Below are 19,423 nucleotides of genomic sequence, written 5' to 3'. Positions count from 1 at the left end.
TCGGTCCTCATGACTCCGCCCCGCTCATCGCCAGAGCCTTCTCCGCCTCGTTCGCGATGGGGGCCTGCTCCTCCGGCTTGGGCCGGGAGAGCATGTACGGCGCTGCCAGATAGGCGAGCCCGACGATGAGCACCGCCGCGGCGGCCCCGACGGCCACGTTGACCAGCAGCACGGGCGACGACGGCGAGGCCGCGACCGAGGCGCTGGCGAAGCTGGTCAGACGCACATCGGTGTCGGCCGTGTGCCCGTCGGCATAGAGGATCAGCGCCGCGGCGGCCTGGTTGGCCCGGTCGGCCGCCTCACGCGCGGTCGGGGCCAGCGCGGTGAGCCTGATGAGCGGCGCGTCGGGCGAGGCCGACGCGCTCAACGACGTGCGCGCCTGCTCGTCGCTGGTGATGAGGCCGGGTTGTACGGCGATTCTGGTGTAGGCCTGTGCGAAACGCACAGCCTGGGCCGTGTCTCCCTTCGCCACGACCACCACGTAGGCGTCGGAGCTGTAGACGGGTTCCCTGGCCAGCGAGTAGAAAAGCCCCGCCAGCACTCCGAGCAGAAGCGACAGTGGTAGCCACCATTGCGCCAGCCACCGCTTCACCCCAGCATGCTTCCGTGTCATCGCTACTCCTCGTTCGCCCCGGCGCCCAGCAGACGTCGGTAGAGCGCTTCCAGTTGGTCGGCCTGGTGTCGGATGTCGTAGAGCCGGACGGCTCCAGGAGGCGCCAACCTGGCGGGCCGCTCCGCGGCCAGCGCCCTGATCTCGGCGCCCAGCCCGCCCTGCGCGACGCGCCGCGCTCCCGGCGCCGCGTCACAGGGCAGGTCGTCGATGGCGGGGCAGGTGTCGTAGAGGACGGGCAGACCCGCGGCGAGCGCCTCGACGACGGCGAGCCCGAACGTCTCCTCCTGAGAGGGCGCGGCCAGCACGTCCATCGCCGAGAGCATGGCCCGCATGTCGGCCGACTCGCCGGCGAAGACCACCCGCCGCTCGACCCCGAGCGCGCGGGTGAGATCCTCGAGCCGCTGCCTGACCGATCCCGTGCCCACCAGCAACAGGACGGCTTCCTCCAGGCCCTTCATGGCCTCGACGAGCAGGTCGAACCGCTTGCCGGGTTCGAGGCGGCCGACCCCGCCCACCACGAACGCGTCCATGGGCAGGCCCAGCCTGGCGCGGGTCTGTTCCCTCAGCCGTGGGTCGTAGCCGAACGCGGCGCTGTCGATGCCGTTGGCGATCACCACGATGCGCGAGCGCGGTATCCCCCACGCGGTCAGCCGGTCGGCCACGGTGGGGGACACCGCCACGGTGGCGTGGCCGAGCAGCTCGCTGGCCAGGTAGAGCTGCCTGATCGGCATGGTGATGCGCCGTCCCTCGATCTGCTCGTGTCCGATCGAGTGCTCGGTGGCGACGATCGCGGGGACGTTGGCCAGCCGCGCGGCCAGCCTGCCGTAGACGCAGGCGCGGTACAGGTGCGTGTGCACCACCTCGTAGCGGCCCGCGCGCATCAGCCTGGCAAGCCGCCCGACCGCGCGCAGGTCGCGGTTGCCCCGCATGTCGAGCCTGTGGACGGGGATGCCCATCTCTTTGATGGCCTCCGCCACCATGCCGAGCCCCGTCAGCGCCGCGACCTCGCACCGCGCGCTCATGTGCGGCAGCAGCGCGCGCAGCTGCTGCTCGGCGCCCCCGGTGGCCAGCCCGGTGATGACGTGCAGGACCTTCATGACCACCACCGCATCCGGTGTCGCAGCCGCTTGGCATGCAGGCGCAGCGCGCCGTCGCGGTCGCCGACGTAGGTGCGCGGCAGCGCGTGCATCCCGCTGATCTCGGACTTCCAGATGGCGCAGGCGTAGTGGTAGCCCGCCTCGCGGACGGCGGCCACCTCGCGGGCGCCGACGTGACCGTACGGGTAGCAGAAGCCCGTCACCTCGGCGCCGACGATCTCCTCCAGCGCCGCCTTGCTCGCCACCAGCTCATGCCTGAGCTCGTCGTCGGCCAGTGTGGTCAGCGAGTGGTGCCCGACCGTGTGCGAGCCGACCTCGACGCCGAGGTGGGCCACCCTGGGTGCGTCGTCGGCCAGCGTGGTCAGCGAGCGGTGCCCGACCGTGTGCGAGCCGACCTCCATGCCGAGGTCGGACATCCTGCGGACGTCGTCGGCGTCCATGAGCGGCTTGCGGGGGTATCCCGCGGAGGCGTCCCACGTGTTGAACCCGCCGAGCTCGCCCGCCACGGGGAACACGGTGGCGGTGAATCCGTGGTCGAGCAGAACGGGGACGACCTCGGCGGCGAAGTCGGCGTAGCCGTCGTCGAAGGTGAGCCCGACCAGGCGGCCTGCCGTACCTGACCGCTGGGCGGCGAGCAGGTCGCGCATCGAGACCCCGCGCAGCCCGCGAGCCGCGAGCCAGCGCATCTGGGTGGCGAACCGGTCGGGTGAGACGGTGACGAGCAGCGGGTCACTGTCGTACTTCGTCACAGAGTGGTACATGAACACGAGCGGCATTGCGGTCACGAGCGACCTCGCATCCTGATCATCCTGTGGAACTCCTTTGTTCCTGTGAGTGCTGTCACTGCGCAGAACGCCGCGGCCATCGCGATCGCGGCGAGCACGAGGGCCGCCGCCGATGGCAGCAGCCCTTCCAACACCGAACGTGTGCCCCATCCGGTCGCGGCGGCGACCGCGGCGGCAAGGAGCAGGCGGGCGGCCGGCCTGGCGATCTCGCGTACCGGCATGCCGATAGCCGAGCCACGCAGCCCGGCGAGCAGGATCACCGCGGTCAGGGTGATGCCCGCCGCGTTGGCCGCGGCGATCCCCGCGGCTTCGGACGACGGAATGGCCAGCGCGATCGTGGCGGCGAGGCCCGCGACCATCGCCATGGCCGGATACCAGCTCGGGCGCGATCCGCAGAAGTACACCCTGCACACGACGCCGACGACGGCCTGTCCGAGCAGGCCGAGTGAGTAGAGCCGCATGATGTCGGCGGTGGCGGCGGTGTCGGCGTCGGTGAACGCGCCGTGCTGCAGCAGTACCCGCACGATGTCGGGCGCGCACACCACCAGGACCGCGGTGGCCAGCAGCACGATCGCGGCGGCGGCCAGCAGGTCGTCGGTCAGCCTCCGCCACGCGGCGGTGCCGTCGCCCGCCGCGATGGCGCGCACCAGATGAGGGAAGCTCACGGTGGCGACGACCAGCGACAGCATCATCGGCACCTGGGCGATCTTCTGGGCGTAGTTGAGGTGGGAGATGGAGCCCTCGACGAGCGACGATCCGACGAACCGCTCGACGAACACCTGGCCCTGACGTTCGAGGGTGAAGGCCGCGACGGGGAAGAACGCTCCGAGCGGCAGCAGCATCGTGCTCGTGGGCCTGCGCGGCAGCCCGAGCCTGCGGACGAACGCGGGAGCCTGGATCAGCACCATGCCCACCCCGCCGATCGCCACGCCCACCGCCGCGGCGGACACGCCGAGATCGTGGAAGCACCCGACGCACGCGACGATGCCCAGGTTGTACGCCACGGTCACGGTCGCGGGCGGCCCGAATACGTGGTGGGCGCGCAGCGCCGCGCTCGCGTATCCGGCCAGCCCGAACATCAGGATCGTGACGGAGGTGAAGCGCATGCAGCGCACGGCGAGCTCGGCGTCCGCGATGCCCGGAGCCAGGAGGTCGACCAGCCATGGCGCGCCCACCGCCGTCGCCACGCTCAGCGCCGTCAGCGCGACGCTCATGTGCGGCAGGGTCGCGGAGATCAGGTGCCTGACGTCGTCGCCCAGCTCCGCCGCCCTGCTGAACAGCGGGACCATCAGGAAGGCCATGGCGCCCTCGATCAGCAGCGGCGCCGCGGTCTCCGGCACCATCCACGCCACGAGGAAGGCGTCAGTGCCCGAGTCGGCGCCGTAGGTCCTGGCGAGCAGCAGGTCGCGGCCGAAGCCGAGCAGGAAGCCGACTCCGATGAGCAGCGCGGTGACGCTCGCGGCCTTCAGCCCTGGCGAGGTTCTCGTCACAGCGCCCACCCACCCGAGGCCCAGGACAGCGCGAAACCCAGCACCAAGGCCGTGACCAGTGTCGGCGCGCCGCCGATGTCGGAGTAGGCGAAGTCGACGATCAGCCAGGTCAGCAGCCCGCTGACGACCAGCCCCCCATACGCGACCGACCACAGCAAAAGCGCCCCGAGCAGGAACACGAAGGCGACCAGCCCGAGCAGGCCCTGCTCGCTGAGCACCAGGAGATACATGTTGTGCGGCGACAGCAGTGGCTGGCGCTGGTACCCGTTGACGGGATCGTCGGTGTCGCTGCCCGAAGACAGCCCCGTCGGCGCGTAGCTGTCGCGCAGCGCGGCGAACCTGCGCGGGCCCACGCCGGTCAGCGGGTGGTCCTGCCACATCCCCTCGGCCGTCCGCCACAGGTCGTAGCGGTCGCTCACCGACTGGTCGGGCTGGGTGACGGACGAGGTGATCGAGGCGAGCCGCTGCCCGATGGTGTCCGAGCCGACGCCGGCCCCGAGCACCAGCAGGATCACTCCCGCCGACGTCACCATGACTACGCGGGCCGCGGTGCGCGTGCCGTACATGACGAGTATGAGCAGCGCGGCGCACGCCAGCGCCACCCAGGCGCCGCGGCTCAGCGACAGCACCAGGGGAACGGCCAGCACGCCCGCGCCCGCCAGCGTGGCGATCCTCGGCCGGCCGCGCATGGTTAGCCCCGCCCCGAGCAGGATGATCGCGCCGTAACTGACCACCGTCGCCATGCCCATGACGTCGAGCGCGCCGAACGTGCCCACGGCCCGCACCCGCTCGCCCCCGTAGGAGGCGCCCGTTCCCGTGAGCACCTGGTAGAAGCCGACGGCCCCCTGTACGCCGGCGGCGGCCACCAGCGCGCCGCCCACCAGCCACGCGTCGACCCTGTCGCGCAGCGTCACCAGGACGGCCAGCGGGATGAGCACGAAGACCTGGAGGTACCGGATGTGGCCGGGCAGGCTGGTGACCAGGTCGGGGGAGGCCAGCGTCGCGATCGTGGCCGCGACCACCACGGGTGCGAGCACCAGCGCGCGCCTGGGCAGCGGCCTGCGACTCGCGAGGAGGCAGGCCGCTGCGGCAATGATCAGCACCACCGAAGCCACGTCGGCCACGGTGATGTGGACGGCCGAGGCCTGGTCGGCCTGGTCGGACGGAAGACAGGTCAGCAGGACGGTCAGGGCGGCCAGGATGCTCGGCCTGCGGATCAGGCTTCCGAGAGGCAGGTCGCGCATTCCTAACTGCCACCAGGGCGAAGCATTGACCACGCGGTCCTGAGCAGGATCTTGAGGTCGGCTCTGAACGACCAGTCGTCGATGTAGTGGTTGTCGAAGCGGGCCCTGTCCTCGATCGAGGTGTCACCGCGCAGCCCGTGGATCTGGGCCCAGCCGGTGATCCCCACGGGCACCCGGTGCCGCAGGTTGTAGCCCGGCGTGGTGCTGGAGAACTGGTCGACGAAATAGGGGCGTTCCGGCCTCGGGCCGACGATGCTCATGTCACCCTTCAGCACGTTCCAGAGCTGGGGCAGCTCGTCGAGCGAGGTCCTGCGCAGGGTCCTGCCCGCGGGACCGAGCCGATCGTCGTCGGCGATGCTCCAGCGGGTCGCCGACTCGTGGGCGTCCACGGGCTTGAGCGTGCGCAGCTTGATCAGCTCGATCGGGGTGCCGCCGTAGCCGACCCTGCGCTGCCTGAACAGCACGCCTGGGCCGATCTCCCAGCGGACCACCGTCGCGCACACGGCCATGATCGGCGCGCTGACCACCAGGCCCACCACGGCGACCGCGACGTCGAGGACCCGCTTGAGCGGCCAGCTCAGGCGGGCCTGCGGGTCGGGACGCATACGCAGGAGCGCGAAGCTCCTGACGTGTTCGCGCAGCGGGACGAAGTCGACGAGCACGTCGCCCGGCTCTGGCGCGAGATAGACCTCGCAGCCCAGCGACCTGGCCGTCCTCGCCGTGGCCTGGTTCTGGCCCGTGATGACCACCGTGCGCGCCCCGTGAGTGCTGACGATCTCGCGAAGGTCGGCGGGCCGGCCGAGTACCGGCAGCGGCGAGTCTTGGTCCTCTCCCTCGTCGACGAAGCCGACCGGCAGCAGGCCGTACTCGGGGTGGCCGAGCAGGGCGACGGCGAGGCGCTGCCCGTGCCGTCCGGCGCCGACGATCACGGCTTGGGCCGTGGCGCCGCGCCTGCGCGCGCCGCGCACCGCCGCGTGGAACACGCATCTGCCGCAGAAGGCCAGGAAGGTGAACAGCAGGCAGGACAGACCGACCACCGCCGGCGACGCGCTTCCCCAGAAGGCGGCGAGCGCCGCGACGAGCCCAGATCCGGCCAGCCAGAACCCCCTGTCGAGGCTCGATGGCAGAACTCGCGGCTCGTAGCCGCGGCCCACCGCGTTCAACGCCACGATCAGCACCGCTGCGAGGGCGACGCGCGCGGCCTCCTGCCCAGCCATCAGCGAGGTGAAGGTCATGCACACCAGGTCCATGACGACCAGGCCGAGTGGCTGGACGGCCGTCCGGTGCCACGGCCTCCGGTGCCCCGCCCACTCCTCGGCATGGCGGTTATCCCTTACAGGTACAGCCATCATTTCTCCGGAATTAATTACCTTAAGTCGGGCATGTCCGACTTAATCCGGTTTAAGATCACCGGTGGCATATATGTGTAATTTGTCCCTGCTAATGGTGAGACGCTAGATTTGCCTCTGCAATGCGCGAGAAGTCCCTTAACAAACACCTTGATCGTAGCCTCTCGACAATGACTGATTCCCTAGCTGGGCAGGGCAAACGGCAGATTGGTGGGCAAGATTCATTGGTTGTACGTTGGCCGTAGAAATACCGGTTCCGCGTTTATTGGTGCGGGAATGCCAATCGGGGCCGGCAGGTACCGACCCCGATTGGGGAAATGTGCTTATTCGAGGGTGATAGCGCGCCTAAAATCGAGCTGGCATAATCCTTCCCGATATCGGGCGGTCGCCCGACGGTCTTGACCACCACACGCCCATGCCGCCCGTCAGGCCCGGAAGGTGGCGCTTCGCCTCGTTCGCCAGGCGAGCGGGCAGCGACCCCGTGACCAGCGTGGGCGAGGTGTCGGCCAGCTCCGCGCCCAGCGCGGTCAGCTTGGCGGTGACCTGGCCGAACGCCTCGGCGGGGAACTCCACCTCGAAGGCGTGGCACGGCTCGAAGACCCGCGTGCCCGCCCGGGACAGCGCCGACCTCAGCACGATCGCGGTCAGGCCGCGGAAGTCGGCCGCGGTGGTGACGGGCGAGTCGTAACCCGTCCTGGTCAGCGTGACCGTACAGTCGATGACGGGCCAGCCGTACAAGCCCTCGCGGAGGGTGGTACGGACGGTGTCCTCGATCGCCTGGTTGAAGCTGTGCGGCAGCGAGCCCAGCTCAACCTCGCGCCTGAACGTGTAGCCCTCGCCCGGCTCGATGCGCAGGCCGACGGTGGCCCAGAAGTGATGGTCGTTGTGCCTGTCCATCTCCGACCAGTCGGCGCCGACGCCGGTCGGCCTCTCGAGATAGACGGGCGTGCTGTCGGCGAAGACGGCCTCGACGCCGAACTCGTCGCGCAGCCGCTCGGCCAGCACCTCCTTCTGAACCTCGCCGTAGAGCTGCACGGACGAGCCGCCGCCCGGCAGGGCGCGGGTGCTGATGAGCGGGTCCTGCTCGGCCATCCACAACAGAGCCGAGTGCAGGCGGGCGGCGTCGGCCGGGTCGACGGCCCGCACGACGGTCTCCAGGCCGGGCGGCGCGAAGGAAGGAGTCTCGCTTCCCTCGTCGGACAGCCGGTCGCCGACCCTGGCGCCGTGCAAGCCCCAGAGCCTGGCGATGTTGCCCGGGGTCAGCGTGGCCTCCTCGGCCGAGCCGACGACGCGCAGCGCGGTGATCTGGCCCGAGTCCAGCTTCTGCCGCGGGCGCACCTCGCCGGAGAACAGCCGCAGGTAGGCGACCTTCCGCCCGGCCTGGTCGCGCTCCACGGCGAAGATCGTGCCCTTGAGTCCCTCGTCTCTCGCAACGGGCACAGGCAACAGGTCGCGGATGCCGGTGAGGAGCTCGGCCACGCCGTGGCCGCCGATCGCCGACCCGTGGAAGACCGGGTAGACCCGGCAGGCGGCCGTCTGCGCGGCCAGCGTCTTGATCAGCTCGTCGTGACTCGGGGTCCGCCCCTCGACGAGCGCCTCCAGCAGCGCGTCGTCGTGGTCGGCCAGCGCCTCGGCGTCGATGGGCACGGAGACGACGCGGCCCTGCCGTACCCGGTTCACGGCGACGGCGGGCAGGCCCGCGAGGATGTCGCGCTGGAGCGCGCCCATCCTGTCGATCTTGTTGATGAACAGGAGCGTGGGCAGCCGCATCTTCCTCAGGGTCTTCAGCAGGACCCTGGTCTGCGCCTGGATGCCCTCGACCGCCGAGATCACCAGGATCGCGCCGTCGAGCACGCCGAGCGCCCGCTCCACCTCGGCGACGAAGTCGGCGTGGCCAGGGGTGTCGATGAGGTTGACCCGCAGGTCGCCGACGGTGAAGGAGGCGACGGCCGAGCGGATGGTGATGCCGCGGCGGCGCTCGATCGCGCCGGTGTCGGTCTGGGTGTCTCCGCCGTCGACGCTGCCGAGCCTGCGGATGGCGCCCGAGTCGAAGAGCAGTCGTTCGGTGAGGCTGGTCTTACCCGCGTCGACGTGCGCGAGCACGCCGATGTTCAGGGTGGTCATGGATGCGTGGAACCTCGGTAGGAAGGACAGGACGCTGGGTTGCCGCGAGGCTCTGCCGCATCTGGTCCTCCCGAGGTTCGTGGGGCCTCCATCGTGCCGTCGCCCGTCCCTCCACGTCGAACGGTTTTTCTCCGCGTACGGCGAGGCCGTCACAATGCCTGGGTGAGAGCTCTGCTGTACCTCCTGGCCGGCGTGGTCCCCGGCGTGGTCGCGGTGGCGATCGCCGTGGCGGCGTTCGAGACGCCGTTCGCCGTGCTGCTGGCCGTGCCCGCCGTACCGCTGGTGGCGTGGTTCGAGCTGTGGCGGCTGCGGTGGGCCGATCCCGGGTCCGTCGCCAGGAACCGGCGGCGCGAGCTGGGGCTCGGGCTCGTCTCGCTGGCGGCGCTGTGGTGGATCGACCTGGTGATGATCGCGTTCACCGTCGGAGGGCCGATCGTGCTGATCATCTCGCCTGCCGTACAGGAGGACCTGGGCCCGGCCATCGTGGCGTCCGTGGCGGGGGTCGTGCTGGTCCCCGTCGGGATCTACGTCCTGATCATGTGGGGCAGGGCGCGCGTCCTGATGGTCAGGTCGCAGCTGGAGCCGCGCAGGCTGGAGGAGATCGTGGCCTCAAGGGCCAGGCTGGTCGACGCCTTCGAGGCGGAGCGGCGCAGGATCGAGCGGGACCTGCACGACGGCGCGCAGCAGCGGCTCGTCGCGCTGTCGATGCGGCTCGGCCTGGCCAAGCTGGACCTGCCTGAGGGCTCGCCCGCCGCGGAACAGGTGGCCAGGGCGCACGAGGAGGCCAAGCAGGCGCTGGCCGAGCTGCGCGAGCTGATCAGGGGCGTGCATCCCCGGGTGCTGACCGACAGGGGGCTGGCCGCGGCCATCAGGGAGGTGGCCTCCCGCTCGCCGATCCCCGTGGAGGTCGAGGCGGACCTGGAACGGCTGCCCGAGCCGATCGAGGCGACGGCCTACTTCGTCGTCGCCGAGGCGCTGGCCAACGTCGCCAGGCACAGCCAGGCCACCACCGTGCTGATCAGAGCGCGCGACGGGCTGGTCATGGAGATCAGCGACGACGGGGTGGGCGGCGCCGACCCCGCCAAGGGCACGGGGCTGACGGGGCTGGCCGACAGGCTCGCGGTCGTGGGCGGCAGACTGTCGGTGTTCAGTCCGGCGGGCGGGCCGACGACGATGCGAGTGGAGATCCCGTGCGGGTAGTGATCGCCGAGGACGCCGTGCTGCTGCGCGAGGGTGTGGTCGGCCTGCTGGAAAGGTTCGGGCACAAGGTGGTGGCGGCCGTCGGCGACGCCACGGCGCTGGTCGAGGCGGTCGTCGAGCATCAGCCCGACATCGCCGTCACCGACGTGCGGATGCCGCCCGGCTTCACCGACGAAGGACTCAGAGCGGCGCTGGAGCTGCGCGCGAAGGGCCTGCCCGTGCTCGTGCTCAGCCAGTACGTCGAGCAGACCTACGCCGCCGAGCTCATGGACGCGGGCGAAGGCGTCGGCTACCTGCTCAAGGACAGGATCGGCGAGGTCACCGAGTTCGTCGACGCGCTGGAACGCGTCGCCAGGGGCGGGATGGTCGTCGACCCCGAGGTCGTGAGGCAGCTGCTCGGCCGCAGGCGCGACCCGCTCCAGCGCCTCACGCCCAGGGAACTGGAGGTGCTCGGACTGATCGCCGAGGGCCGCGCCAACGCCGCCATCGCCCGCGAGCTGGTCGTCACCGACGCCGCCGTGGCCAAGCACATCGCCAACATCTTCACCAAACTCGACCTGCCGCCCGCCGCCGACGGGCACCGCAGGGTGCTGGCCGTCCTCGCCTACCTGCGGACCTGAGCCTCCAGCGCGCGCATCCTGGCCGAGGCCAGCTCCAGCACCATGCGCGTGGCGGGGGAGAGCGCCGGCCCGTGCACGATCGCGAACGTGTCGTGCAGCGGCGGATCCAGCGGCGCCCACCGCAGGTTGCCCGGCATGCGGTCGGCCAGTCTGTGCAGCACGCCGCGCCACGTCACCGTCGCCGCCAGGCCGCGCGCCGCGATCTCCAGCGCCATCTCCGGATCCTCCACCTCCACCCTCGGCCGCAGCACGTGGCCGGCGGCCTGCACGGTGCTGGTGAGCGTGCGGCGGGTGGCGTCCTCCTCGCGCCAGCTGACGTTCGGCAGCACGAGCGGGCGCGTGGCCAGCTGCTCGGGCGTCACGGGGCCCGACGGCTCGGTGCTGACGAAGACCAGCTCGTCGCGCATCACCGGCGTCACCGACAGGCCCTCGTCGGCGACGGGTACGGCCGCGACCGCCGCCTCCAGCCTGCCCCTGCGGACATGGTCGAGCACCTCGGCCGAGTTCTGGCCGATCAGCTCGACGCGCACGCCGGGGTGGCGTTCGAGGACGTCGGCCACCAGGTCGGCGCCCAGGTAGAAGCGGGCCGTGCCGAACAGGCCCAGGCGTACCGTGCCCGTCAGCACCTCGCGGACCGCGGCCACCGCCCTGCCCGCCTCGTCGACCGAGGCGATGGCGGCCAGCGCGTGCGGGCGGAGCGCCAGCGCGGCCTCCGTCGGGACGACGCCCCTGCCGACGCGGAGGAACAGGGTCACGTCGAGATGTTGCTCCAGCAGCCGCACCTGCTCGGAGACGGACGGCTGGGCGTAGCCGAGGGAGCCGGCGGCCGCGGTGAACGAGCCCTGCTCGAAGGTGGCGAGGAAGCAGCGCAGCTGGTGCAGCGTGGTCATATAGGCATTTCCTTTGGATCGCCAAGGAAAGCAAGGCTACCTCGATGGCTCAGGACTGCCTAGGTTGATCGCCATGGGAGTGCTGTGGTGCCTGGTCTCCGCGGTGGGGTTCGGACTGTCGCCGATCTTCGCCAAGGGGGCCTACCAGTCGGGCGTGAGCGTGACGGAGATGCTGACCGGCAGGTTCGTCATCGCCGCCGTCGTGCTGTGGGCCGTGTGCGCGTGGCGCAGGCCCGCTCTCCCCACGTCGAAGGTGCTCTTCACCGCCGTAGGACTCGGCGGCATCGGCTACGCCGTACAGGCGCTGTGCTACTTCGGCGCCGTCGCCAGGATCGACGCCTCGCTGGCCGCGCTCCTCCTCTACACCTTCCCCGCCCTGGTGACCGCTCTGGCCGTCGCCCTGCGCAGGGAGTCGCTCGACCGGCGCAAGCTCGCCGCCCTCGGCTGCTCGGCCGTGGGCCTGGTGCTCCTGCTCGGCCTCGGCGGCGTGTCCGAGGGCGGGACCACGGGTGTGCTGCTCGCCCTCGGCGCGGCCGTCGCCTACTCGATCTACCTCACCGTCGCCGACGGCCTGCCCGCCGACGTGGACGTCTACCTGCTGTCGGCCATCGTCTGCACCGCCGCCGCGATCACCATGGGCTTCGCCGGAGGCTTCCAGCTGCCCGGCACGGCCGAGGGTTGGCTGTGGACGGGCCTGCTCGGCCTCATCTCAACCGTGCTGGCCATGGCGACCCTGTTCGTGGGCGTGCGGCTGCTCGGCGCGCCGACCGCGGCCATCCTGTCGTGCGCGGAGCCGGTGGTCACGCTCGTGTCCACCTCCCTCGTGTACGGCGAGAGCCTCACGCCAGGCCAGCTCGCGGGCGGTGTCGCCGTCCTGGCCGCGGTGCTGGTCCTGCGGCTAAACCTCGACTTTGTACGGCAACGCCAGCTCATCGGCGGGAACGCCCCTGATACCCCAGTTCACAGTGGGCATCTCAATGATCGTTAGCTCCAGGTCGTCCGTCGGGATCCCGAGCGCGGGCGCCTTGGCGAACACCTCGCGGATCAGCGCCCGCTTGGCGTCGTCGCTGCGACCGGTGAAACAGACGATCTCGACGATGAGGTAGGCCTCACCCCGCTGCGGGCAGATCAGGTCGTCGGCGTCGAGCAGCAGGAAGCGATGGAACCGCTTGCCCTCCGGCAGCCCCCACGCCTTCGTGACGCACTCGTGCAGCAAATCGGAGACCTCCCGCTGCCGCCCCGCCCACACAGCACGCCGACCGTAAATCTTCACCTGTGCCATGTCGGGCAATATACAGAGGTGGTACGAATCCTCCTCGCCGATGACGAGGCCATGATCAGAGCTGGGGTCAGCGCGATCCTCAGCGTCGACCCGACCTTCGAGGTCGTCGCGGAGGCCGGAGACGGCAGGCAGGCCGTCGACCTCGCCATCAGCCACCGGCCCGACGTCGCCCTGCTCGACATCCGCATGCCCAAGCTCGACGGCCTCGCCGCCGCCGCCGAGATCCGCAGGGTGGCGCCCGGCACGGCGGTCATCATGCTCACGACCTTCGGCGAGGACGACTACATCGCCAAGGCGCTCGACGTCGGCGCCAGCGGCTTCCTGCTCAAGGCGGGCGACCCGCGCGAGCTCATCGCCGGCGTCCACGCCGTCGCCGACGGCGCCGCCTACCTCTCGCCCAAGGTCGCCCAGCGGGTCATCACCCAGATCAGCGGCGGCAGGATGGGACGTGGCGCGCACGCCCGCGACAGGATCGAGGTGCTCACCGACCGCGAGAAGGAGGTCCTCGCCCTGGTCGGCCAGGGCCTGTCCAACGCCGAGATCGCCAGGCGGCTGTTCATCGTCGAAGGCACCGTCAAGGCGTACGTCAGCGCGATCCTCACCAGGCTGGAGGTCCGCAACAGGGTCCAGGCCGCGATCGTCGCCTACGAAGCGGGCCTTGTCAGCCAGGACCGATAACCTGGTCCTTGATGTACCGACTCCTGTTCATGCAGGTCTTGCGGCGGGTCGACGCCGAGGCCGTGCACCACGCGACCGTCAGAGCGCTCGCGCTGCTCTCCACGTTGCCGCTGCTCAAGCGGCTGCTCCACCGACTCCTCGCGCCGAACGACCCCGCGCTGCGGGTGACGGCCTTCGGCGTGCACTTCCCCGGGCCGCTCGGGCTCGCCGCCGGGTTCGACAAGGACGCGGCCTGCGCCGAGGCGCTGTCGGCCTTCGGGTTCGGGCATGTGGAGGTCGGCACGATCACCGCCCACGCCCAGCCGGGCAACCCCAGGCCCCGCCTGTTCCGCGACCTCGGGCAGCGTGCGGTCATCAACAGGATGGGGTTCAACAACGCGGGCGCCCAGGCGGCGGCCCGCAGGCTGCGCCGTACCAGAGGTGTGCCCGTCGTCGTCGGGGTCAACATCGGCAAGACCAAGGTCGTGCCGGAGTCCGAGGCGGCGGCCGACTACGTGACCAGCGCCAAGGAGCTCGCGCCGCTGGCCGACTACCTCGTGGTGAACGTCAGCTCGCCCAACACGCCTGGGTTGCGCAACCTGCAGGCGGTGGAGCTGCTGCGGCCGCTGCTCGCGGCGGTCAAGGAGGTCGCCGACTCCACGCCGCGCCGCACGCCGCTGCTGGTGAAGATCGCGCCGGACCTGGCCGACGCCGACGTCGACGCGGTCGCGGATCTGGCGCTGGAGCTGGGGCTCGACGGGATCATCGCGACCAACACCACCATCAGGCACGCGGGCGAGACCGGCGGGCTGTCCGGACGGCCGCTGAAGGAGCGGTCGCTCGAGGTGCTGCGTCGGCTGCGGGCGCGTGTCGGCGACCGGCTGACGCTGGTGTCCGTCGGCGGCGTCGAGGACGTGGACGACGTGTGGGAACGCCTGCTCGCCGGAGCCACGCTGGTGCAGGGGTACACGGGGATGATCTACGGCGGGCCGCTGTGGGCGTCCCGCATCCACCGTCAGCTGTCCAGGCGCCTCCGCCGCCACGCCACCACGATCCCCGACCTGATCGGCCGCACCGCCCGCTGACCCGCCACACGACGAGGGGCTTCGGTCGGCGGTCGGCTCACCCGCGCCGGGCGTCTCCATGACGTTCCCGAAGCCGGGCGGAGAGCCGGCGGCCCGCCCGCTGCGCCGGAGCCTCCACCAGCCGGTACGTGAGCGCCGCCGTGCCCAGCAGCACCGCCAGCACGACCACCCCCAGCCCCACCCGGTATGGCCACGCGACCTCGCGCGGGTCGGGCAGCAGCCCGTCGACCACTTCCAGCAGGATCGGGTGGATGAGATACACCGAGTAGCTGACCACGCCCAGCCATGCCCAGAACCGGGGCACCGCCCGGTCCGCCAGCAGCATCCCGGCGGCGAAGGTGGCCCACGCGGCGACGATGGCGTTCACCCACGGCCACGGAGACTCCTGGCCGTGCCAGATCCCCGCTCCGACCGCCGCCACGGGCACGAACCCGGACAGCAGCAGGCCGCTGCGCCATCCGATCTCCCCTGATCGCGCCCGGTAGAGCGCGGTGCCGGCGAACATGGTGGCCAGGATGGACATGCTCTGCCACGCGGGGATGCGCCCGTTGACGGCCAGCAGACCCAGCGCGATCAGGGCCAGCGCCGCCGCCCCCGCCCGCCGTGCGACGGCGTGAGAGCTGAGCACACCCGCGAGACCGCCCGCCCCCAGCACGGTCACGCCCAGTGTGAGGGCGAGCGTCGCCGTCGCGCCGTGCGACAGCAGGATCGAGGGCAGCAGCCCGCCCGCGAGCAGCGCGACGGCGGCGAACCCGAACCCGATCTCCGCGCTGCGCCGCTGCCACCCGGCCACGTACAGGGCCGTGACCAGGAAGTAGAAGACCATCTCGTACGACAGCGTCCACAGCACGTTGATCACGTTGGGGACGTTCAGCAGGTCCTGCAGCATCGTGGCGTGCCCGACGACCGCCGACACAGGCCGCTGCGTCAGCCACACGTGCATCGGGTCCACCCCCGTGACGGCCAGCACCCCTGCGGCCGCGACGGCCACCGTCCACAACGGGTAGAGCCGGAAGAGGCGGCCGATCCAGAACTCCGCCACACTGCCCCTGCGCTCCAGCGACGCGGGCACCACATAGCCGCTGACCAGGAAGAACACCATCACGCCGTACATCCCGGCGTTGAACCACGGCCCCGTGAGGCCGCGCAGCTCGGGGAACAGCGGATTGAGCGCGTGCTCGTACACGACCACCAACGCGGCGACAGCCCGTAACGCGTCCAGCCACCCCTGCCTGCCGACGCGCCTGCCGGCCGTCGCCGAGGCGATCGTGGTGCCGGCCCCCGTGATCTCTACCATGGCCGCCGAACCTAACGCGCCGTATGAGATGCTTGCCGCGATTGCGCCCCGAGCTGAAACCGGTAAGAACCAAGCTGCGCGCCCTAGTAGCGCTCGGCGTACGAGGTCGGGGACTCGCCGAACATGTCTTTGAAGTCCCTGACGAAGTGCGCCTGGTCGGCGTACCCGAGCTCGGCCGCCAGCGCGGGCCAGTCGATCAGCGCGCCGCGCGACAAGCGCTCGGTGACCTCGTGCAGCCGGTAGCGGCGGATCACCCACTTCGGGCCGATGCCGACGTACTCGGCGAACAACCGCTGCAGCTCCCTGACGCTCGTGCCGAGATGGTGAGCCAAGGCGTCGACCCTGGTGATCTCCGGGTTGGCGATGACCGTCGCGACGACGTCCGCGGCCCGCTCCACCTTGGCGTCGCGCTCGGGCAGCCCTGATCTCAGGAAGTCCTCGACCGTCGCGACCTCGACAGGATCGGGCAGCGCGCCAGGGAACACCTGGCTCGCGTCGACCGACCTGTTCATGATCGTCGAGACGGGCGCCCGCAGGAACGGCCGGAAGCCCCCGGGCCGGAAAGCCACCCCGAACACACCGCTCGTCCCGGCCAGCACCCTGACCTGATGCCCGCTGCGGACACCTTGCACCGTCGCGCCGCCGTCGTGGAAGGTCAGGTGCACGTTCGGGTACGGCACGATCAGCTGACGGTACGGCTCGCCGTACTCCCATGAGACCACCCAGTAACGCTCCACGAACGGCGCCAGATCGGGCGAAGGGGTCGGGAAGGAGTGGCGCTGGAACCGCGTCCACGCACCGGAGAGTTCGCGAGCGTCCCTGGGCATGCGGTCGAGCCTATGTCGCGTTTGTTCAAGACACCTGTCAGGCGATGTGCTTTCTTGGGCGTCATGTCTGGCGACGAACTGATGGCCCGCGCGGCCGCACCTTTGATGGAGATCATCCGCGATATCAAGCCCGACCAGCTGGACGCCCGTACCCCGTGCGCGGAGTACGACGTGCGCAAGCTGGTCAACCACCTGCTGTTCTGGGGCCCCTCGCTCGAAGCGGCCGGGCGTGGCGAAATGGTGCCACCACCGGCGCAGGCGGAGTCGGACGTGGACCTCACCGGGGGAGACTGGGCGGTCGCCCTCGAAGGGAACGTCGAGCGCGTCGTGGCCGCGTGGAGCAGGCCGGCCGCCTGGGAGGGCACGACCCACATGGGCGGACCGACGGAGCTGCCGGCGTCGCTGGTCGGCGGCATGATCATCGGCGAGCTGGTCGTCCACGGCTGGGATCTGGCGCAGGCGACAGGGCGGCGCCCCGCGTGGGACGACGACCTCATGGCCTACGTGTACGAGGAGGTCGCGAAGAGCGCCGAGCAGGGGAGGGCGATGGGCATCTACGGGCCCGAGGTCCCGGTCGGGGCCTCGGCGCCGGCCTTGGACCGGCTGCTCGGCCTGACCGGCCGTGACCCGTCCTGGACCCCCTGACCCCGCCGCACCGGCCTGGTCTCCCGGGGGTTCGAGGCGGTGACGATCTCCCTCTTTCGGGGGTGCCAGGCCTGATACTGCTGTCGTAGCTTGTGGCAACCGTCGAGAGGAGTTGCCGCCAAGGGCGCGACCAGCAACACCGAGATCTATCTCAAGGCGCGTGACCTGCTGCTGGACCTGAGCGGGCGCCATGCAGAGGCGGTCGAGCAGTTCGCCTGGCCGCGGTTCCAGACCCCCTTCAACTGGGCGGTCGACTGGTTCGACGCGATCGCGCGCGGCAACGACCAGACGGCGCTGTGGGTGGTGGAAGAGGACGGTTCGGAGGCGCGCTACACCTTCGACGAGATGGCTCGCCGCTCGGACCAGGTCGCGGCGTTCCTCGCGGCGCAGGGCGTCTCCCGAGGGGACCGGGTGATGCTCATGCTCAACAACCAGGTCGAGCTGTGGGAGTCGATGCTGGCGGTCATGAAGCTCGGCGCGGTCATCCTGCCGGCCACCACCGCTCTGGGCCCCGCGGACCTGCTGGACCGCATCGACAGGGGCGGCGCTCGATACGTGATCGCCAACGCGGTGGACACCGCCAAGTTCGACGATGTGCGGGGGGACTACACGACGATCGGGCGTGGGCGACGCCCCGTCGGGCTGGGCCGCCTATCGCGATGCCCATGCCGCTCCCGCGTCCCCGGCGGCGCACCCCGGCACCGCGCCGGAGGACCCGCTGCTGCTGTACTTCACCTCGGGCACCACGAGCAGACCCAAGCTCGTTGAGCACACTCAGGTCTCCTATCCGGTGGGACACCTGACGACGGCCTACTGGATCGGCCGCCGGCCCGGCGACGTGCATGGACTAGAACATCCGGCAACGGACGGCAGCTTCCACGATCGCCGCCCCGTGTCAACCTTCAGGTGATGCTTGACGGATCGGGCTCAGCTGATGCTTTCCACCTGGCCTAGATCTCGTAGTTGATGTGGCCGCTCGCCCGCAGATGCGCTCTCACGGTCAGTAGCCGTCGTCGATCTCAATCACGCCGGTCCGCTTCGAGCCGACCAGGACAAGGCAGGCCCCATCGCCGGCCAGCTCCAGCGGCAGCCCCGCGCCGTAGGCGAGCCGCAGCGCACCGCCGGGGTCGCCGGTGACCTCGGCACGGACGGTGTCGAGCAGCTCCCCGAAGAGCCAGTGGACGAGATGGTCGCCGGGGTCCTCCGGTGGTGATTCGTCCCAGTGCACCGCGAGCCCCCAGGCGTCCTGGATCATGGCGCTCTCGGAGTCGGCCAGGACGGCCTCCAGGTCGTCGTCAGCCAGTCGGCGGAGCAAGCCAGCCGCCTCCTCCTCGGGGGTCTGGGCGAACTCCCACTCGCCCGGGGGCGGTCCGGCACGGAAGGCGGCGTCGGCGGCCTCGGGATCAGCGGAGGCCGGGAGGGCATGGGATCCGAAGGTCACCTCGAAGGTCACCTGGTTGTTGTTATTCATGTAGAGGAACTCGCTGAGCAACGTGGTGACGCACGCGATATGGAACTCCGGGTCGTCGCGACCCTCCGGCGGCACGGACGCGGCGGGAACCACGGCCAGTCGCGCGGTGTGTCCCCGCCGTCCCCGCACCAGCAAGTGGACCTCGTCGTCCAGCGGAGAGCCGCCGGGCTCAGCGGCAACCGCGATCCTCAGCAGGTCGCCGTTGCCCTCGACCAGCATCCCGGCCACGAAGGCGGCGAGTGCCCGCTTCCTTCGATCCAGAGGGCCGGCGGCAGCCTCCAGGACGGGGGTCAGGAACGCCAGAGCCCGCTCCGCACCAGCTTCGGGGAACCCCGCCGCAGCGCGCTGGGCACCGAACATCATCTGCTTGTCCTTGATCTCGAACCGCTCTACAGACACCGGGTGGCGGTCTCCCCCGCCGGGAAAGGTCCCGGGGAACCCTCCGTACCGGGCCACCCGCTCCACGGACGGTAGCGCCGCCCAGTCCTCGTCGAGCTCGCCCGGCGCCTCGCCGCGGACGATCACCGCCTGGATGCCAGGCAGCCAACGTTCGAGCAGGTACACCCCAGCCGACAGGGGATTGCCTGTCATCATTCCTCCTCCGCCAAGATCCCCGAAGTCTATGGGCAACGATCGCCGCCCCTGGACACCCTGTCTAGACCCACGTGATGCTTGACGGTTCCGTCCCACCACATGCTTGACGATCGCCCTTGAACTCATAGGGCGGCCTTGCGGGGCCGGTGGGCT

19 protein-coding genes and 1 pseudogene are annotated in these 19,423 nt (G+C 70.6%); 8 read left to right on the top strand and 12 right to left on the bottom strand.

Annotated features, from left to right (window positions below; translation table 11 throughout):
• Positions 1–7: 7 nt before the first annotated feature.
• The 7 genes from AB0B45_RS44215 to AB0B45_RS44185 all read right to left on the bottom strand — a co-directional run bounded on the left by AB0B45_RS44215 (position 8) and on the right by AB0B45_RS44185 (position 8,702).
• The gene (locus tag AB0B45_RS44215) at positions 8–613 is read right to left on the bottom strand and encodes a hypothetical protein (protein ID WP_358143839.1); all 606 of its coding nucleotides are present in this window, start codon (positions 611–613) and stop codon (positions 8–10) included.
• A gap of 2 nt (positions 614–615) precedes the next feature.
• The gene (locus AB0B45_RS44210; RefSeq protein WP_358143838.1) at positions 616–1,710 is read right to left on the bottom strand and encodes a glycosyltransferase; all 1,095 of its coding nucleotides are present in this window, start codon (positions 1,708–1,710) and stop codon (positions 616–618) included.
• Complete coding sequence (locus AB0B45_RS44205) at positions 1,707–2,471, bottom strand: polysaccharide deacetylase family protein (RefSeq protein WP_358143836.1); 765 nt, start codon at positions 2,469–2,471, stop codon at positions 1,707–1,709. The genes AB0B45_RS44210 and AB0B45_RS44205 overlap by 4 nt, the downstream gene beginning before the upstream one ends.
• Before the next feature lie 20 nt (positions 2,472–2,491).
• Positions 2,492–3,985, bottom strand: coding sequence for a lipid II flippase MurJ (locus tag AB0B45_RS44200; protein ID WP_358143835.1), 1,494 nt, complete (start codon positions 3,983–3,985; stop codon positions 2,492–2,494).
• Positions 3,982–5,229 carry an O-antigen ligase family protein gene (locus AB0B45_RS44195; RefSeq protein WP_358143834.1) on the bottom strand — a complete coding sequence of 416 codons (1,248 nt, stop codon included), beginning with the start codon at positions 5,227–5,229 and terminating at the stop codon, positions 3,982–3,984. Before AB0B45_RS44195 ends, AB0B45_RS44200 begins: the two co-directional genes overlap by 4 nt.
• Before the next feature lie 2 nt (positions 5,230–5,231).
• Positions 5,232–6,578: a sugar transferase gene (locus AB0B45_RS44190; RefSeq protein WP_358143832.1), complete on the bottom strand. Its 1,347-nt coding sequence runs from the start codon at positions 6,576–6,578 to the stop codon at positions 5,232–5,234.
• A gap of 345 nt (positions 6,579–6,923) precedes the next feature.
• Positions 6,924–8,702: a GTP-binding protein gene (locus AB0B45_RS44185; protein ID WP_358143831.1), complete on the bottom strand. Its 1,779-nt coding sequence runs from the start codon at positions 8,700–8,702 to the stop codon at positions 6,924–6,926.
• 162 nt (positions 8,703–8,864) lie between these two features.
• On the opposite strand from AB0B45_RS44185, the gene AB0B45_RS44180 reads away from it, so the two are divergent.
• Together AB0B45_RS44180 and AB0B45_RS44175 are read left to right on the top strand one after the other, a co-directional pair.
• Positions 8,865–9,902 (top strand): histidine kinase, encoded by a 1,038-nt coding sequence (locus AB0B45_RS44180; RefSeq protein ID WP_358143830.1) that lies wholly within the window; start codon positions 8,865–8,867, stop codon positions 9,900–9,902.
• Entirely contained in the window at positions 9,893–10,522 is a 630-nt protein-coding gene (locus AB0B45_RS44175) for a response regulator transcription factor (protein ID WP_358143828.1), read from the top strand. The genes AB0B45_RS44180 and AB0B45_RS44175 overlap by 10 nt, the downstream gene beginning before the upstream one ends.
• On the opposite strand, the gene AB0B45_RS44170 is transcribed toward AB0B45_RS44175, so the two are convergent.
• Complete coding sequence (locus AB0B45_RS44170) at positions 10,507–11,412, bottom strand: LysR family transcriptional regulator (RefSeq protein WP_358143827.1); 906 nt, start codon at positions 11,410–11,412, stop codon at positions 10,507–10,509. The genes AB0B45_RS44175 and AB0B45_RS44170 overlap by 16 nt on opposite strands.
• Positions 11,413–11,485: 73 nt before the next feature.
• Here AB0B45_RS44170 and AB0B45_RS44165 point away from each other — a divergent pair, with 73 nt between their 5' ends.
• Positions 11,486–12,400, top strand: coding sequence for a DMT family transporter (locus AB0B45_RS44165; RefSeq protein WP_358143825.1), 915 nt, complete (start codon positions 11,486–11,488; stop codon positions 12,398–12,400).
• Here the strand turns inward: AB0B45_RS44165 and AB0B45_RS44160 are convergent.
• Positions 12,311–12,694, bottom strand: coding sequence for a tautomerase family protein (locus tag AB0B45_RS44160; RefSeq protein WP_358143824.1), 384 nt, complete (start codon positions 12,692–12,694; stop codon positions 12,311–12,313). The genes AB0B45_RS44165 and AB0B45_RS44160 overlap by 90 nt on opposite strands.
• A gap of 18 nt (positions 12,695–12,712) precedes the next feature.
• Between AB0B45_RS44160 and AB0B45_RS44155 the strand changes: the two genes are divergently transcribed.
• Positions 12,713–13,372 (top strand): response regulator transcription factor, encoded by a 660-nt coding sequence (locus AB0B45_RS44155; protein WP_358143822.1) that lies wholly within the window; start codon positions 12,713–12,715, stop codon positions 13,370–13,372.
• Between the two features lie 11 nt (positions 13,373–13,383).
• The gene (locus tag AB0B45_RS44150; protein ID WP_358143821.1) at positions 13,384–14,436 is read left to right on the top strand and encodes a quinone-dependent dihydroorotate dehydrogenase; all 1,053 of its coding nucleotides are present in this window, start codon (positions 13,384–13,386) and stop codon (positions 14,434–14,436) included.
• A gap of 37 nt (positions 14,437–14,473) precedes the next feature.
• Here AB0B45_RS44150 and AB0B45_RS44145 read toward each other — a convergent pair whose 3' ends face one another.
• Together AB0B45_RS44145 and AB0B45_RS44140 are read right to left on the bottom strand one after the other, a co-directional pair.
• Positions 14,474–15,733, bottom strand: a complete 1,260-nt coding sequence (locus AB0B45_RS44145; protein ID WP_358143819.1) for an acyltransferase — start codon at positions 15,731–15,733, stop codon at positions 14,474–14,476.
• A gap of 83 nt (positions 15,734–15,816) precedes the next feature.
• Positions 15,817–16,560 carry a helix-turn-helix domain-containing protein gene (locus tag AB0B45_RS44140; protein ID WP_358143818.1) on the bottom strand — a complete coding sequence of 248 codons (744 nt, stop codon included), beginning with the start codon at positions 16,558–16,560 and terminating at the stop codon, positions 15,817–15,819.
• 63 nt (positions 16,561–16,623) lie between these two features.
• Here AB0B45_RS44140 and AB0B45_RS44135 point away from each other — a divergent pair, with 63 nt between their 5' ends.
• From AB0B45_RS44135 to AB0B45_RS44125, 3 genes and pseudogenes are all read left to right on the top strand, one after another.
• Complete coding sequence (locus tag AB0B45_RS44135; RefSeq protein WP_358143816.1) at positions 16,624–17,205, top strand: TIGR03086 family metal-binding protein; 582 nt, start codon at positions 16,624–16,626, stop codon at positions 17,203–17,205.
• A 300-nt stretch (positions 17,206–17,505) separates the two neighbouring features.
• Positions 17,506–17,730 (top strand): annotated as a pseudogene (locus AB0B45_RS44130) (AMP-binding protein); the annotation flags it as partial.
• A 67-nt stretch (positions 17,731–17,797) separates the two neighbouring features.
• Positions 17,798–18,115: an AMP-binding protein gene (locus tag AB0B45_RS44125; RefSeq protein WP_358143814.1), complete on the top strand. Its 318-nt coding sequence runs from the start codon at positions 17,798–17,800 to the stop codon at positions 18,113–18,115.
• A gap of 90 nt (positions 18,116–18,205) precedes the next feature.
• Here AB0B45_RS44125 and AB0B45_RS44120 read toward each other — a convergent pair whose 3' ends face one another.
• On the bottom strand, positions 18,206–19,267 hold the full coding sequence (locus AB0B45_RS44120; RefSeq protein WP_358143812.1) for a hypothetical protein: 1,062 nt from the start codon (positions 19,265–19,267) through the stop codon (positions 18,206–18,208).
• Positions 19,268–19,423: the final 156 nt, after the last annotated feature.

The sequence above is a fragment of the Nonomuraea sp. NPDC049152 genome, assembly GCF_040648355.1.
Classification (GTDB): Bacteria; Actinomycetota; Actinomycetes; order Streptosporangiales; family Streptosporangiaceae; genus Nonomuraea.
This window is presented reverse-complemented; position numbering and strand designations above follow the sequence as displayed.